Below are 13,558 nucleotides of genomic sequence, written 5' to 3' on the forward strand. Positions count from 1 at the left end.
GGGGGGGGGGGGTGGGGGGGGGGGGCGGGTTTGGGGGGGGGGGTCGGAGGGTGTGACGGGGGGGGGGGCCGTGGGCGGGGGCCTGCGGGGGCGCCTGCCCGGCGCTGGGGTGCCGCCTTGCCCACCCTGCCGCCCATGGCGGCAGATTGCCCAAGGCGGGCCGTGGCGGGGCGGCGGATTACCCAAGGCGGGCCGTGGCGGGGCGGCGGATTGCCCAAGGCGCCGTGACGGGCGGCGGCCGTGGCAAGGCGGGTGGGAGCGGGCGGCGGCGGGTTGCCCGAGCCTTTGGGGCTCGGGGCGGGTTGCCTCAGGTGGGGGGCGGGGCGGGTTGCCCGAGCCTTCGGGGGGTGGGGTGGGTTGAGTCAGGTGGGGGTTGTTTGGGGTTGTGCGGGGGTGCGGAGGGTCAGGACCATGGTGAGGCCGCCGCCGGGGGTGTCCTCTGCCGTGAGGGTGCCGCCCATCGCCTCCGCGAAGCCGCGGGCCACCGCGAGGCCGAGGCCGACCCCGGCGCCGCGCGGGGCGTCGCCGTAGCGCTGGAACGGGGCGAAGATGCGGTCCTTCGCCTCGTCGGGGACGCCGGGGCCGCGGTCCACGACGCGCAGTTCGACCCGGTCGCCATGGGCGCTCGCCGCGACCAGGACCGGGACACCGGGCGGGGTGTACTTCACGGCGTTCTCGACGACGTTGGCGACGGAGCGTTCGAGCAGTCCGGCGTCGGCGACGACCATCGGCAGTGTCTCGGGGATGTCGAGGTCGACGCTGAGTTCCGGGTCGGGGACGCCGACGAGCGCCATCGGGACCACCTCGTCGAGGTCGGTCTCCCTGATCAGGGGGGTGACCGTGCCGGTCTGGAGGCGCGACATGTCGAGCAGGTTGCCCACCAGGTGGTCGAGGCGGTCGGCGCCCTCCTCGATGGCCTCCAGGAGTTCGGCCCGGTCCTGAGGCGACCATTCCACGTCGTCCGCGCGCAGCGAGGACACCGATGCCTTGATGCCGGCGAGCGGGGTGCGCAGATCGTGCGAGACGGCGGCCAGCAGGGCGGTGCGCATCCGGTTGCCCTCGGCGAGTGAACGGGCCTGGTCCGCCTCGGACTTGAGGCGTTCGCGGTCGACGACGACCACGGCCTGGGCGGCGAAGGCGGCGAGTACGCGCCGGTCCTCCGCGGGCAGCACGCGGCCGGACAGGGCGAGCGCCATGTGGTCGCCGACCGGCATGTCGACGTCGGCGTCCTCGGGCCGTGCCACGACCGCCCGCGGTCCGACACTGCCCGCACACGTCCACGGCTCGGTGTCGCCCTCCCGCTCCAGGAGGGCGACGGACTCCATGGCGAACGTCTCCCGTACGCGCTCCAGGAGCGCCTCCAGACTGGTCTCGCCGCGCAGCACGCTGCCCGCGAGGAACGAGAGGATCTCCGACTCGGCGCGCAGCCGTGCGGCCTGGTGCGTGCGGCGTGCCGCCAGGTCCACCACGGAGGCGACCGATGCCGCGACGCCCAGGAAGATGGCGAGGGCGAGGATGTTCTCCGGGTCGGCGATGGTGAGTTCGTGAACCGGCGGGGTGAAGTACCAGTTGAGCAGGAGCGAGCCGAACGCGGCCGAGGCGAGCGCCGGGAGGAGGCCGCCGAGCAGGGCCGCGGCGACGGTCACCGACAGGAACAGCAGCATGTCGTTGGCGAGGCCGAGGTGCGGGGCGAGGCCGCTGAGCAGGAACGTGAGCAGGGCGGGCCCCGCGATGCCGGCGGCCCAGCCCCAGACCTTGCGGTCGCGGCCGAGGCCCTTGCCCGACGCGGTCACGAGACCGCGTCCGGTGCCCACCTCGTCGTGCGTGACGAGGTGGACGTCGAGGTCGGGCCCCGACTCGCGGGCCACCGTCGCGCCGACGCCGGGCCCGAACGCGGACTGCCAGGACTTGCGGCGCGAGACGCCGAGGACGATCTGGGTGGCGTTGACCCCGCGCGAGAAGTCGAGCAGCGCCGAGGGGACGTCGTCGCCGACGACGTGGTGGAAGGTGCCGCCCAGGTCCTCCGCGAGGGTGCGCTGGACGGCGAGTTCCTTGGGGGACGCGGCGGTGAGTCCGTCGCTGCGCGCGATGTACACGGCCAGTACTTCACCGCCGGCGCCCTTCTCGGCGAGCCGCGCGGCACGTCTGATCAACGTACGGCCTTCAGGGCCCCCGGTGAGTCCGACGACGATGCGTTCGCGTGAGCCCCAGATCTTCGAGACGCGGTGTTCGCTGCGGTACTCCTGGAGGTGTTCGTCGACCCGGTCGGCCAGCCAGAGCAGGGCCAACTCCCGTAGTGCGGTGAGGTTTCCGGGGCGGAAGTAGTTGGAAAGGGCCGCGTCGACCTTGTCCGGCTTGTAGATGTTGCCGTGCGCCATGCGGCGGCGCAGCGCCTGCGGGGACATGTCGACCAGCTCGATCTGGTCGGCGCGGCGGACGAACTCGTCGGGGACGGTCTCCTGCTGCCGGACGCCGGTGATCGACTCGACGACGTCGCCCAGGGACTCCAGGTGTTGGATGTTGACAGTCGACACGACGTCGATGCCCGCGGCGAGCAACTCCTCGACGTCCTGCCAGCGCTTGTGGTTGCGGGCGCCCGGGACGTTGGTGTGCGGGAGTTCGTCGACCATGGCGACGGCGGGGCGGCGGGCGACGACCGCGGCCACGTCCATCTCGGTGAACCGTGTTCCCCGGTAGTCGAGTTGCTGCCGTACGACCTGTTCGAGGCCGTGCAGCATCACCTCGGTGCGCGGCCTGTCGTGGTGCTCCACGAACGCGACCACGCAGTCGGTGCCGCGCTCGACGCGGCGGTGCGCCTCGGAGAGCATGGCGTAGGTCTTGCCGACGCCGGGTGCGCTGCCGAGATAGATCCTGAGTCTGCCGCGCGCCATCGCCTCTTCAGTTTCCCGGGTTCTCGAATCGGTAGCCCATGCCGGGCTCGGTGATCAGGTGGCGCGGATGGGAGGGGTCCGCTTCGAGCTTGCGCCGCAACTGGGCCATGTAGACCCGCAGATAGTTCGTCTTGCCGCTCTGCGAGGCCCCCCAGACCTCCTGGAGCAACTGCTTCTGGCTGACGAGCCGGCCCGGGTTGCAGACCAGGATCTCCAGCAGATGCCATTCGGTGGGGGTGAGCCGGATGTCGCGCCCGTCGCGCGTCGCCTTCTTCGCGACGAGGTCGAGGGTGAAGTCCCCGGTCTCCACCGTCAGTACGTCCGGGACGAGCGGTGCCGCATCGGTGCGGCGCACCGCCGCCCGCAGCCGGGCGAGCAGTTCGTCCATGCTGAACGGCTTGGTGACGTAGTCGTCGGCGCCCGCGTCGAGGGCGGCGACCTTCTCCTCGGAGGCGCTGCGGGCCGAGAGCACCATGATGGGAACCCGGCTCCAGCCGCGCAGCGCCTTGATGACGTCGACGCCGTCCATGTCGGGCAGGCCCAGATCGAGCACGATCACGTCCGGCCGGCGGGCGACGGCCAGCCGGAGCGCGGTGGCTCCGTCCGGTGCCGCGTCGACGCCGAAGTTGCGGGCCTGCATGGTGATGACCAGGGCACGGACGAGCTGAGGGTCGTCCTCCACCACCAGTACCCGCGTCATCCGCCCGTGCCTTCCCTGTTCCCGATGTCGGTGCGTGTGCCGTGCGCGTGTTGCGGTAACGCCATCAGCTCTTGCTGGTCAACTGCTGGAGCGCGATGTTGAGTTCGAGGACGTTGACCGTCGGCTCCCCCATGAATCCGAGGATCCGGCCCGAGGTGTGCTCGTCGACGAGCTTGCGCACCTGGGCGACGGAGAGGTGGTTCCGCTCAGCGACGCGGTGCACCTGGAGGTCGGCGTACTCCGGGGAGATGGCCGGGTCCAGGCCGGAGCCGGAGGAGGTGACGGCGTCGGCCGGGATCTCGGACGCCTCGACCTTGTACGTCGCCGTGGAGTTGTCCTTGATGACGGCGGCCTTGGCCTGCTTCACCTGCTTCACCAGTTCGGGGTTGTCCCCCGCGAGGTTGGTGGCGCCGGAAAGGATCAGTTTGTACTGCGTGTTGACGCTGTTGGTGCCCAGGCCGTTCTGCGGGCGGCCCTGGAACCACTTCAGGTCCGGCTTGCCGTTCTTGTCGGTGTAGGACTGGCCGATGAGGGACGAGCCGGCGACCTTGCCTGCGGAGTTCTTGATCTCCGAGCCGTTGGCCTTGTCGTGGAAGGCGGCCTGGGCGACGCCGGTCACCGCGAGCGGGTAGAGCACGCCGCAGACGACGGTGAGGAGGATGAGGGCCCGGAAGCCCGCCCAGAGCAACCGGCCGGTGTTTCCTACGGAGTTGTTCATGGCGATCAACCGATTCCGGGGATGAGAGAGATGAGCAGGTCGATGATCTTGATGCCGACGAAGGGGGCGATCAGACCGCCGAGGCCGTAGATCCCGAGGTTGCGGCGGAGCAGCTTGTCGGCGCTCACCGGCCGGTACTGGACGCCCTTCAGGGCGAGTGGGACCAGCGCGATGATGATCAGCGCGTTGAAGATGACCGCGGACAGGATCGCCGAGTTCGGCGACGTCAGGTGCATGACGTTGAGCTTGTTCAGGCCCGGGTAGACGGCCGCGAACAGCGCCGGGATGATCGCGAAGTACTTCGCGACGTCGTTGGCGATCGAGAAGGTGGTCAGCGCGCCACGGGTGATGAGGAGCTGCTTGCCGATCTCGACGATCTCGATGAGCTTGGTCGGGTTCGAGTCGAGGTCGACCATGTTGCCGGCCTCTTTGGCGGCCGACGTGCCCGTGTTCATCGCGACGCCGACGTCCGCCTGGGCCAGGGCCGGGGCGTCGTTGGTGCCGTCACCGGTCATCGCGACGAGCTTGCCTCCGGCCTGCTCCCTCTTGATGAGGGCCATCTTGTCCTCGGGCGTGGCCTCCGCGAGGAAGTCGTCGACGCCCGCCTCCTCGGCGATCGCCTTGGCCGTCAGCGGGTTGTCACCGGTGATCATGACGGTCTTGATGCCCATGCGGCGCAGTTCCTCGAACCGCTCACGCATGCCGTCCTTGACGACGTCCTTGAGGTGGATGACGCCCAGCACGCGGGCACCCTCCGCGTCCTCGACCGCGACGAGCAGCGGCGTGCCGCCCGCCTCGGAGATCCTGTCGGTCAGCTCGCGTGCGTCCTCGGCGACGTGGCCGCCCTGCTGCTCGACCCAGGCGATGACCGATCCGGTCGCGCCCTTGCGGATCTTGCGGCCGTCGACGTCCACGCCGGACATCCGGGTCTGCGCGGTGAACTCGATCCACTCGGCGCCGGTCAGCTCGCCCTGGTGGCGCTCCCGCAGGCCGTACTTCTCCTTGGCGAGGACGACGACCGAACGGCCTTCCGGGGTCTCGTCGGACAGGGACGAGAGCTGGGCGGCGTCGGCGACCTCGGCCTCGGTGGTGCCGCGGACCGGGACGAACTCGGCGGCCTGGCGGTTGCCGAGGGTGATGGTGCCGGTCTTGTCGAGGAGGAGGGTGGACACGTCGCCGGCGGCCTCGACGGCGCGGCCCGACATGGCGAGCACGTTGCGCTGCACCAGGCGGTCCATGCCCGCGATGCCGATGGCGGAGAGCAGGGCGCCGATGGTGGTCGGGATGAGACAGACCAGCAGCGCGACCAGGACGACCATGTTGAGGTGCTTGCCCGCGTAGTCCGCGAACGGCGGCAGCGTGGCGACGGCCAGCAGGAAGACGATGGTGAGGGACGCGAGGAGGATGTTCAGCGCGATCTCGTTGGGCGTCTTCTGCCGGGCGGCGCCCTCGACCAGGTTGATCATGCGGTCGATGAACGTCTCGCCGGGCTTCGTCGTGATCTTGATGACGATGCGGTCGGAGAGCACCTTCGTACCGCCGGTGACGGCCGAGCGGTCACCGCCGGACTCGCGGATGACGGGGGCGGACTCGCCGGTGATCGCGGACTCGTCGACGGAGGCGACGCCCTCGACGACGTCACCGTCGCCGGGGATGATGTCGCCGGCCTCGCAGACCACGAGGTCGCCGACCTTCAGCTCCGTACCGGGGACCTGCTCCTCCGCGGAGCCGGCGAGCCGGCGAGCCACGGTGTCCGTCTTGGCCTTGCGGAGCGTGTCGGCCTGGGCCTTGCCGCGGCCCTCGGCGACGGCCTCCGCCAGGTTCGCGAAGATCACCGTCAGCCAGAGCCAGGCGCTGATGGCCCAGCCGAACCAGTCGGAGGGGTCCTTGAAGGAGAACACCGTCGTCAGGACCGAGCCGACCAGCACCACGAACATCACGGGCGACTTGACCATGATCCGCGGGTCGAGCTTGCGGCAGGCGTCGGGGACCGACTTGATCAGCTGCTTCGGGTCGAAGAGACCCGCGCCGACCTTGCCCTCCTCGGGCCGGTGGCCGGTGGGCACGTCCGCGTGGGGCGCCCGGGTGGGAGTGACTGTGGACATGCTGCCCTCTGGATTCTGCGCCTTCTGCGTCTTCTGGGTTCCGGCGGTCATCACGCGAGCCCTTCGGCGAGCGGGCCGAGCGCGAGCGCCGGGAAGTAGGTGAGGCCGGTGACGATCAGCACCGTGCCGACCAGCAGGCCCGTGAACAGGGGCTTGTTGGTGCGCAGGGTGCCCGCGGTGGCGGGGATCGGCTTCTGCTCGGCCAGCGAACCGGCGAGCGCGAGCACGAACACCATCGGCAGGAAGCGGCCGAGCAGCATCGCGAGTCCGATCGTGGTGTTGAACCACTGGGTGTCGGCACCGAGTCCGGCGAAGGCGGAGCCGTTGTTGTTGGCGCCCGACGTGTACGCGTAGAGGACTTCGGAGAAGCCGTGCGCGCCGGGGTTCAGCATCGAGTGCGGCGGGGTCGGCAGCGCCATCGCGGCGGCCGTGAAGATCAGCACGAGCGCCGGCGTGATGAGGATGTAGCAGGCGGCGAACTTGATCTCGCGGCTGCCGATCTTCTTGCCGAGGTACTCGGGTGTGCGGCCGACCATCAGACCGGCGATGAACACCGCGATGATCGCCATGATCAGCATGCCGTAGAGGCCGGAGCCGACGCCGCCGGGGGCGATCTCGCCGAGCTGCATGCCGAGCATCGTGATGCCGCCGCCGAGCCCGGTGAAGGACGAGTGGAAGGAGTCCACCGCGCCGGTCGAGGTGAGCGTCGTGGAGACCGCGAAGATCGACGAGCCGCCGATGCCGAAGCGGGTCTCCTTGCCCTCCATGGCGCCGCCCGCGGCCTGGAACGCCGGGCCGTGGTGGGCGAACTCGGTCCACATCATCAGGGCGATGAAGCCGACCCAGATCGTCGCCATCGTGGCGAGGATCGCGTACCCCTGCTTGACCGAGCCGACCATCTTGCCGAACGTGCGGGTCAGCGCGAACGGGATGAGCAGGATCAGGAAGATCTCGAAGAGGTTCGTGAACCCGTTGGGGTTCTCGAAGGGGTGGGCCGAGTTGGCGTTGAAGTAGCCGCCGCCGTTGGTGCCCAGCTCCTTGATGGCTTCCTGGGAGGCGACGGCGCCGCCGTTCCACTGCTGCGAGCCGCCCATGAACTGGCCGACGGAGTGGATGCCGGAGAAGTTCTGGATGGCGCCGCAGGCGACCAGGACGATCGCGCCGATCACGGAGATCGGGATCAGGATGCGGACGACACCGCGGACCAGGTCGGCCCAGAAGTTGCCGAGCTCACCGGTGCGCGAGCGGGCGAAGCCGCGGACCAGGGCGACGGCCACGGCGATCCCCACGGCCGCCGAGACGAAGTTCTGCACCGCGAGCCCGGCGGTCTGCACGACGTGGCCCATGGCCTGCTCGCCGTAGTACGACTGCCAGTTGGTGTTGGAGACGAAGGACGCGGCCGTGTTGAACGCCTGGTCCGGGTCGATCGACTTGAAGCCGAGGGAGCCCGGCAGGCTCCCCTGTATGCGCTGCAGCAGGTACAGGAACAGGACGCTGACGGCGGAGAAGGCGAGGACGCCACGCAGGTACGCGGTCCAGCGCATCTCCGCGTTCGGGTTGGCGCCGATGCCCCTGTAGATCCACTTCTCGACCCGCAGGTGCTTCTCGGAGGAGTAGACCCTGGCCATGTGGTCGCCGAGGGGACGGTAGGCGAGGGCCAGCGCCGCGATCAGGGCGAGGAGCTGGAGCACGCCGGCAAGTACGGGGCTCATATCTGTGCTCAGAACCTCTCCGGGTAGATGAGGGCGAGGACGAGATAGCCCAGCAGGGCGACGGCCACGACGAGGCCGACGATGTTCTCGGCGGTCACAGCCTGGTCACCCCCTTGGCGACGAGTGCCACCAGCGCGAAGACCGCGATCGTGGTGACGACGAAGGCCACGTCGGCCATCGTGAGCTCCTGGATGAGTTCGGAAATGGTGCGGACGCTTAGAGGAAACCCCCGGTCATGGCCGGTTTCGGTCCCTGTTGACGGCTCCCTTACGCGGGCGCACGCGCCTTTGACGCGTCCCTTACGCGGGTCTGCGCGGCCGCTGCGGCCGGGCTCTGTCCGGGCTCTGTCCACGCTCTGTCCCGGGGCTGTCACACTCCTCGCCGGGCTCTGGTCGGCGGGGCGCGGCGCGCGCATCGTCGTAGCAGAGGACAGCTCACCCGGAGGTACGCCATGTGTGACCACAGCCCCGTGTGCACGAGCCCCGACCACGTCGTCGCCGCCCACCCCGAGCAGGGCTGGAGCCTGCGCTGCGACGGCACGATCGTCTTCGACGACACCGGCGAGCTGCGGCCCGACGGGCGGGTCGTGGGCCCGCACCCGTCGTACCTGGTGGACCGGCTCGCCGTCGCCGCGTGAACCGTCGTGCGAACAGCGGCCGCGTGATCAGCCGAGCCTGAACCGCAGCCGGCAGATCACCGCGTCGGTGTCCCGGCGCACGGCGTGGGCGACGACGGCGCCCCGCTGGTTCTGCAGGAGCCGTTGCCAGGCACGGCCCGGCTCGGCCTCCGGGATCAGGACCGTGACGCGGGTCCCCGGGTCGGCGGCGGCGGCCGCACGCACGTACGCGGCGACGGGTCTGCCGAGGGTGCGCCGCTCGGACGGGCCCTGAGAGAGGGTGATCAGCTCGACCCCGGGGTTCCACAGGGCCCAGTCGCGGGTCAGGGCCTCGGTCCTGGCCCGGTCCTCCGGGTCGAGGTGGCAGACGGTGACGGCGCGCACCTCGTCGCCCAGCGCGTTGGCGGCGGTCAGCGCCTCGCTGGTGAGGCGGGAGATCCCGGCGACCGGAACGATGACCAACGACCGTGTGCGGCAGGGGACTTCGGGGATGCGGCCGAGTTCCAGGCGGTCGCCGATCCGGGCGTAGGCGCGGTGCACGGCCTCGAAGGCGAGCACGAGCAGCGGCAGCGCGACCACGACGAGCCAGGCGCCGTCGTGGAACTTGGTGGCGGTGACGACGACCGCGCTCACCCCGGTGAGCAGCGCGCCGGAGCCGTTGAGCAGCGCCTTGCCGAAGGAGCGGGGCACGGTGCGCCAGTGCAGCACCATGCCGACCTGGGCGATCGTGAAGCCGACGAAGACACCGACGGCGAAGAGCGGTACGAGCGTGTTGGTGTCGCCGCCGGAGACGATCAGCAGGACCGCGGAGACCGCGGCGAGGGCGAGCACCCCGTGCCGGTGGACCTGGCGGTCGGCCTTCAGGGCGAAGACGTGCGGCAGGTAATTGTCGCGGGCGAGCAGTTCGAGCAGGACGGGCAGGCCGCCGAAGGACGTGTTCGCGGAGAGGGCCAGCAGGACCATCGTGGCGAACTGGACGACGTAGAAGGCCCAGTTGTGGCCGAGCGAGGCGTCCGCGAGCTGGGCGAGGACGGTGACGCCCTCGACCGGCTGCAGGTGGAAGCGGGAGATCAGGACGGAGAGCCCGATCAGCATCACGCCGAGCACGGCGCCGAGGGCGACCTCGGCGTGCTGGGCGCGTCGGGCGCGCGGGGCGCGGAAGGACGGCACCGCGTTGGCGATGGCCTCCACGCCGGTCAGCGCGGAGCAGCCGGAGGCGAAGGCCTTCAGCAGGAGCAGGGCGCCTACGGTGGTCGCGTGGTCGGCGAGTGCGGAGGCGTGACCATGGGCGGCTGCCGTGGAGACGGGCGCCGAGCGGAACAGGCCGACGACGATCAGCACCAGGATCGAGGCGACGAAGACGGCCGTCGGCACGATGAAGGCGCGGGCCGAGTCGACGATGCCGCGCAGGTTCACCGCCGTGATCAGGACGAGCACGGCGAGGCAGATCCACAGCCGGTCGCCGTACAGCTCGGGGAAGGCCGAGGTCAGGGCCGCGACGCCCGCGGTGACGGCGACGGCCACGTTCAGTACGTAGTCCAGGACGAGGGACGCCGCCGCGACCAGGCTCGTCCGGGCGCCGAGGTGCGCCCGCGCCACGGCGTAGGAGCCGCCGCCGTCCGGGAACGCGGCGATGACCTGCCGGTAGGAGGCGACGAGGACGGCGAGCAGGGCCGCGATGGCAAGGGTCACCGGGAGGGTGAGGCCGAGGCCGTGGGCGCCGGCCGCCGCGAGGACCAGGACGATGGCCTCCGGCCCGTAGGCGACGGAGGCCATCGCGTCCAGGGAGAGGGCGGCGAGGCCGGTCACGGCGGTGAGGCGGTGTCTGTCGCTCGCCTCCGCGTGGGGATCCGGGGGTTCCTCGGTGGTGGGGGTGGTCGAGTCGGGGGCCGATAGGTGAGTGGTCATGTGGGGCCTGTTCGCCGTGGGTGGTGTTCTTGTCCGGCGGGTGCCGGTCGGTCGGGTTGGTCGCGTCCGATCAGGTTCTGACCCGATTCCCGGCGCCGGATCGTGTCCTTGCGGGTTCTTCGCACTCGACGGGCGGACCCTGACGCGATGTTGACGGCCGGGTGGATCCCGCCGCGTCAAGAAGACGTAGTGAGTTGCGTTCGGAGGCCGTCAAGGGCGCTGACGGCAGGGTCCGTGGTGCCTACCGTCAACGGCATGTCAGAGACCTTCGGCGCCCGGGACGAGCACTGGTCCGGGGAGGCGCGCAGCGCTGTGGGATACGGGGTCGGTCTGGTCGTGCTGCTGCTCGGCATCGACACGCTCTCCGGTGAACTGGCGCTGTGGCGCTCCGCTTTGTGGCTGCTGCTCGGGGGCGTGTTCGCCCTCGTGCTGCTGCCCGCGCGGGTGAGCGCGACCGCGGACCGGCTCACCACGCAAGGACTGTGGCGCGGGCACACGGTGCGCACGGACCGGCTGGTGTCGGTGCGCTGTCTGGACGGTGTCGCCCACCGTCTCGTGCTCCGTGACGAACTGGGCGGCCGGGTGGAGATCGACCCGCAGGTCCTGGTGGCCAATCCCCCGCTGTGGCGGCTGCTCGACGACGGGGCCCGGGTGTCCGTGGAGCGCGGATTGCTGCTGTGCGGCGGGACCGCGCTACGGCGCCTCGCGCGACAGGTGGACGAGGAGCTGGCGCGGACCGTCTTCCAGGTGTCGGGGCTGCGCTGAGCCTGCCCCCGTCGACGGACTTTTCGCCGCAACTCCCGACAATTTCAAAGACCCTGACGGTTTCTTGACGGCTGTGGCCCGGGCGGCCCGTCGTCGCCGGGGGCTCACCGACCTACGCTCACGCCGTGTTCACCAAGACCGAGTTGCTCAAGCGACTGGTGATCGGCCGGGCGCTGCGCAGCGAGGAGCTGCACGAGACGCTCCTGCCGAAGCGAATCGCCCTGCCGATCTTCGCCTCCGACCCGCTGTCGTCGGTGGCGTACGCGACGCAGGAGATCCTCCTCGTCCTGACCGTGGGCGGCCTCGCCTTCCTGCACTTCACGCCGTGGATCGCGGCCGCCGTGGTGGCCCTGATGACCGTCGTCGTGCTGTCGTACCGGCAGGTCGTGCACGCGTACCCGAGCGGCGGCGGCTCGTACGAGGTGGTGTCGACGAACCTGGGCGCCTCCGCGGGTCTGGTGGTCGCGGCGTCGCTGCTCGTGGACTACGTGATGACCGTGGCGGTCTCCGTGGCCTCGGGTGTCGACAACATCATCTCGGCGCTGCCCGCCCTGAATCCGTACCGGGTGCTGCTCGCGCTCGGCTTCGTGGCGCTGCTCGCCGCGATGAACCTGCGGGGCGTGCGCGAGTCGGGCCGGGCCTTCGCCGCCCCGACCTATCTGTTCGTCGGCGGCGTCCTCATCATGATCGCGACGGGTCTCGTGCGGTACGCGCTCGGGGACGCGCCGGTCGCCGAGAGCGCCAGGTACGGGATCACGCCCGAGCCGGGGCAGTCGCATCTGGCGGGCCTCGCGCTCGTGATGCTGGTCCTGCGCGCCTTCTCACAGGGCTGTACCGCGCTCACCGGGGTGGAGGCGATCTCGAACGGCGTTCCCGCGTTCCGCAAGCCCAAGTCGAAGAACGCGGCGACGACGATGGCCGCGATGGGCATCATCGCGGTCGTCATGTTCGTCGGCGTCACCGCGCTCGCACTGCTGTCGAAGGTCCATGTCACCGACGATTCCTGCCGGTTGACGGGGTTGAGCGGCAGCTGCGCCGACCACACGCAGCGCACCGTGATCGCCCAGGTGGCGGCGGCGGTGTTCGGCGGCGAGCAGAGCTTCGGTTTCTTCTTCATCCAGGCGGCGACGGCGCTCGTGCTGGTCCTGGCGGCCAACACCGCGTTCAACGGGTTCCCGCTCCTGGCGTCGATCCTGTCCCAACACCGGTATCTGCCAAGGCAGTTGCACAACCGCGGGGACCGGCTGGCGTTCTCCAACGGCATCCTGGCGCTGGCGATCGTGGCCGGGTTGCTCCTGTGGGGCTACAAGGCCGATGTCACCAGCCTCATCCACCTCTACATCCTGGGCGTGTTCACCTCGTTCACGCTGTCGCAGCTGGGCATGGTGCGGCACTGGAACCGTGAGCTGCGGGTGGAGCGCGATCCCGCGGTGCGGCGCCGGTACCACTCGGCGCGGACGGTGAACGGGCTCGGCGCCTGCGTCACCGGGCTCGTGCTCGTCATCGTGCTCGCCACCAAGTTCACCCAGGGCGCCTGGCTCGCGGTGCTCGCGGCGACCGTGCTCTGGCTGATGATGCGGGCCATCCGCAGGCACTACGACACCACGGCGGCGGAGCTCGCGGTGTCCGACCCGCGCGAGGAACTCGTCGCCCCTTCACGAGTGTTGGGCATCGTGCTCGTCTCGACGCTGCACAAGCCGACGCTGCGCGCCCTCGCGTACGCGAAGGCCACGCGCCCCGACGAACTGGAGGCGCTGACCGTCTCCGTCGAACGCGGCGAGGCGGTGCGGCTGAGCGAGGAGTGGGAGACGTACGGGATCGAGGTGCCGCTCAAGGTCATCGACTCGCCGTACCGGGAGGTGACCCGGCCGGTCGTGGAGTACGTCCGTTCGGTGCACCGGGACAGTCCGCGCGACATCGTCACCGTGTTCATCCCCGAGTACGTCGTCGGGCACTGGTGGGAGAACCTGCTGCACAACCAGTCGGCGCTGTGGCTGAAGAGCCGGCTGCTGTTCACGCCGGGCGTGATGGTGACGAGCGTGCCCTGGCAGCTGACGTCGGCGGCCCGCGCCGACCGGCCCGCGGTGCGCGCGCCCGGTTCGGTGCGGCGTGGGGAGCCGTCCCAGCCCCGCAGGTAACGGCG

Annotated in this window: 10 protein-coding genes; 3 read left to right on the forward strand and 7 right to left on the reverse strand. The window is 70.5% G+C overall.

Annotated elements, in window-relative coordinates:
• Positions 1-362 precede the first annotated feature (362 nt).
• From J3486_RS30960 to kdpF, 6 genes are all read right to left on the reverse strand, one after another.
• A complete protein-coding gene (locus tag J3486_RS30960; protein WP_207826309.1) occupies positions 363-2,891 on the reverse strand; it encodes a sensor histidine kinase KdpD in 2,529 nt (842 codons plus the stop codon).
• A 7-nt stretch (positions 2,892-2,898) separates the two neighbouring features.
• Positions 2,899-3,591, reverse strand: coding sequence for a response regulator (locus tag J3486_RS30965; RefSeq protein WP_207826310.1), 693 nt, complete (start codon positions 3,589-3,591; stop codon positions 2,899-2,901).
• 64 nt (positions 3,592-3,655) lie between these two features.
• Positions 3,656-4,309 carry a potassium-transporting ATPase subunit C gene (locus J3486_RS30970; RefSeq protein WP_207826311.1) on the reverse strand — a complete coding sequence of 218 codons (654 nt, stop codon included), beginning with the start codon at positions 4,307-4,309 and terminating at the stop codon, positions 3,656-3,658.
• A gap of 5 nt (positions 4,310-4,314) precedes the next feature.
• Positions 4,315-6,414: a potassium-transporting ATPase subunit KdpB gene (gene kdpB / locus J3486_RS30975; RefSeq protein WP_207826312.1), complete on the reverse strand. Its 2,100-nt coding sequence runs from the start codon at positions 6,412-6,414 to the stop codon at positions 4,315-4,317.
• A gap of 50 nt (positions 6,415-6,464) precedes the next feature.
• Complete coding sequence (gene kdpA / locus J3486_RS30980; RefSeq protein ID WP_207826313.1) at positions 6,465-8,126, reverse strand: potassium-transporting ATPase subunit KdpA; 1,662 nt, start codon at positions 8,124-8,126, stop codon at positions 6,465-6,467.
• Between the two features lie 8 nt (positions 8,127-8,134).
• The gene (gene kdpF / locus J3486_RS30985) at positions 8,135-8,224 is read right to left on the reverse strand and encodes a K(+)-transporting ATPase subunit F (protein WP_018533641.1); all 90 of its coding nucleotides are present in this window, start codon (positions 8,222-8,224) and stop codon (positions 8,135-8,137) included.
• 353 nt (positions 8,225-8,577) lie between these two features.
• Here kdpF and J3486_RS30990 point away from each other — a divergent pair, with 353 nt between their 5' ends.
• On the forward strand, positions 8,578-8,763 hold the full coding sequence (locus J3486_RS30990; protein ID WP_207826315.1) for a DUF5999 family protein: 186 nt from the start codon (positions 8,578-8,580) through the stop codon (positions 8,761-8,763).
• A gap of 27 nt (positions 8,764-8,790) precedes the next feature.
• Here the strand turns inward: J3486_RS30990 and J3486_RS30995 are convergent, their stop codons facing one another.
• Positions 8,791-10,650: an APC family permease gene (locus J3486_RS30995; RefSeq protein WP_207826316.1), complete on the reverse strand. Its 1,860-nt coding sequence runs from the start codon at positions 10,648-10,650 to the stop codon at positions 8,791-8,793.
• A 255-nt stretch (positions 10,651-10,905) separates the two neighbouring features.
• Here J3486_RS30995 and J3486_RS31000 point away from each other — a divergent pair, with 255 nt between their 5' ends.
• Together J3486_RS31000 and J3486_RS31005 are read left to right on the forward strand one after the other, a co-directional pair.
• Positions 10,906-11,415: a hypothetical protein gene (locus J3486_RS31000; protein WP_229378898.1), complete on the forward strand. Its 510-nt coding sequence runs from the start codon at positions 10,906-10,908 to the stop codon at positions 11,413-11,415.
• A gap of 125 nt (positions 11,416-11,540) precedes the next feature.
• Positions 11,541-13,553, forward strand: a complete 2,013-nt coding sequence (locus tag J3486_RS31005; protein WP_207826318.1) for an APC family permease — start codon at positions 11,541-11,543, stop codon at positions 13,551-13,553.
• The last annotated feature ends 5 nt before the right edge of the window (positions 13,554-13,558 follow it).

It is taken from the genome of Streptomyces sp. VRA16 Mangrove soil, from assembly GCF_017377775.1.
Taxonomy (GTDB): domain Bacteria; phylum Actinomycetota; class Actinomycetes; order Streptomycetales; family Streptomycetaceae; genus Streptomyces.

What these genes read in the sequence shown, in the direction of transcription:
- J3486_RS30970 (WP_207826311.1), bottom strand. Translation starts at nt 4,309, where the DNA reads ATGAACAACTCCGTAGGAAACACCGGCCGGTTGCTCTGGGCGGGCTTC.
- J3486_RS30990 (WP_207826315.1), top strand. Translation starts at nt 8,578, where the DNA reads ATGTGTGACCACAGCCCCGTGTGCACGAGCCCCGACCACGTCGTCGCC.
- J3486_RS31000 (WP_229378898.1), top strand. Translation starts at nt 10,906, where the DNA reads ATGTCAGAGACCTTCGGCGCCCGGGACGAGCACTGGTCCGGGGAGGCG.
- kdpB (WP_207826312.1), bottom strand. Translation starts at nt 6,414, where the DNA reads ATGTCCACAGTCACTCCCACCCGGGCGCCCCACGCGGACGTGCCCACC.
- kdpA (WP_207826313.1), bottom strand. Translation starts at nt 8,126, where the DNA reads ATGAGCCCCGTACTTGCCGGCGTGCTCCAGCTCCTCGCCCTGATCGCG.
- J3486_RS30960 (WP_207826309.1), bottom strand. Translation starts at nt 2,891, where the DNA reads ATGGCGCGCGGCAGACTCAGGATCTATCTCGGCAGCGCACCCGGCGTC.
- J3486_RS30995 (WP_207826316.1), bottom strand. Translation starts at nt 10,650, where the DNA reads ATGACCACTCACCTATCGGCCCCCGACTCGACCACCCCCACCACCGAG.
- J3486_RS30965 (WP_207826310.1), bottom strand. Translation starts at nt 3,591, where the DNA reads ATGACGCGGGTACTGGTGGTGGAGGACGACCCTCAGCTCGTCCGTGCC.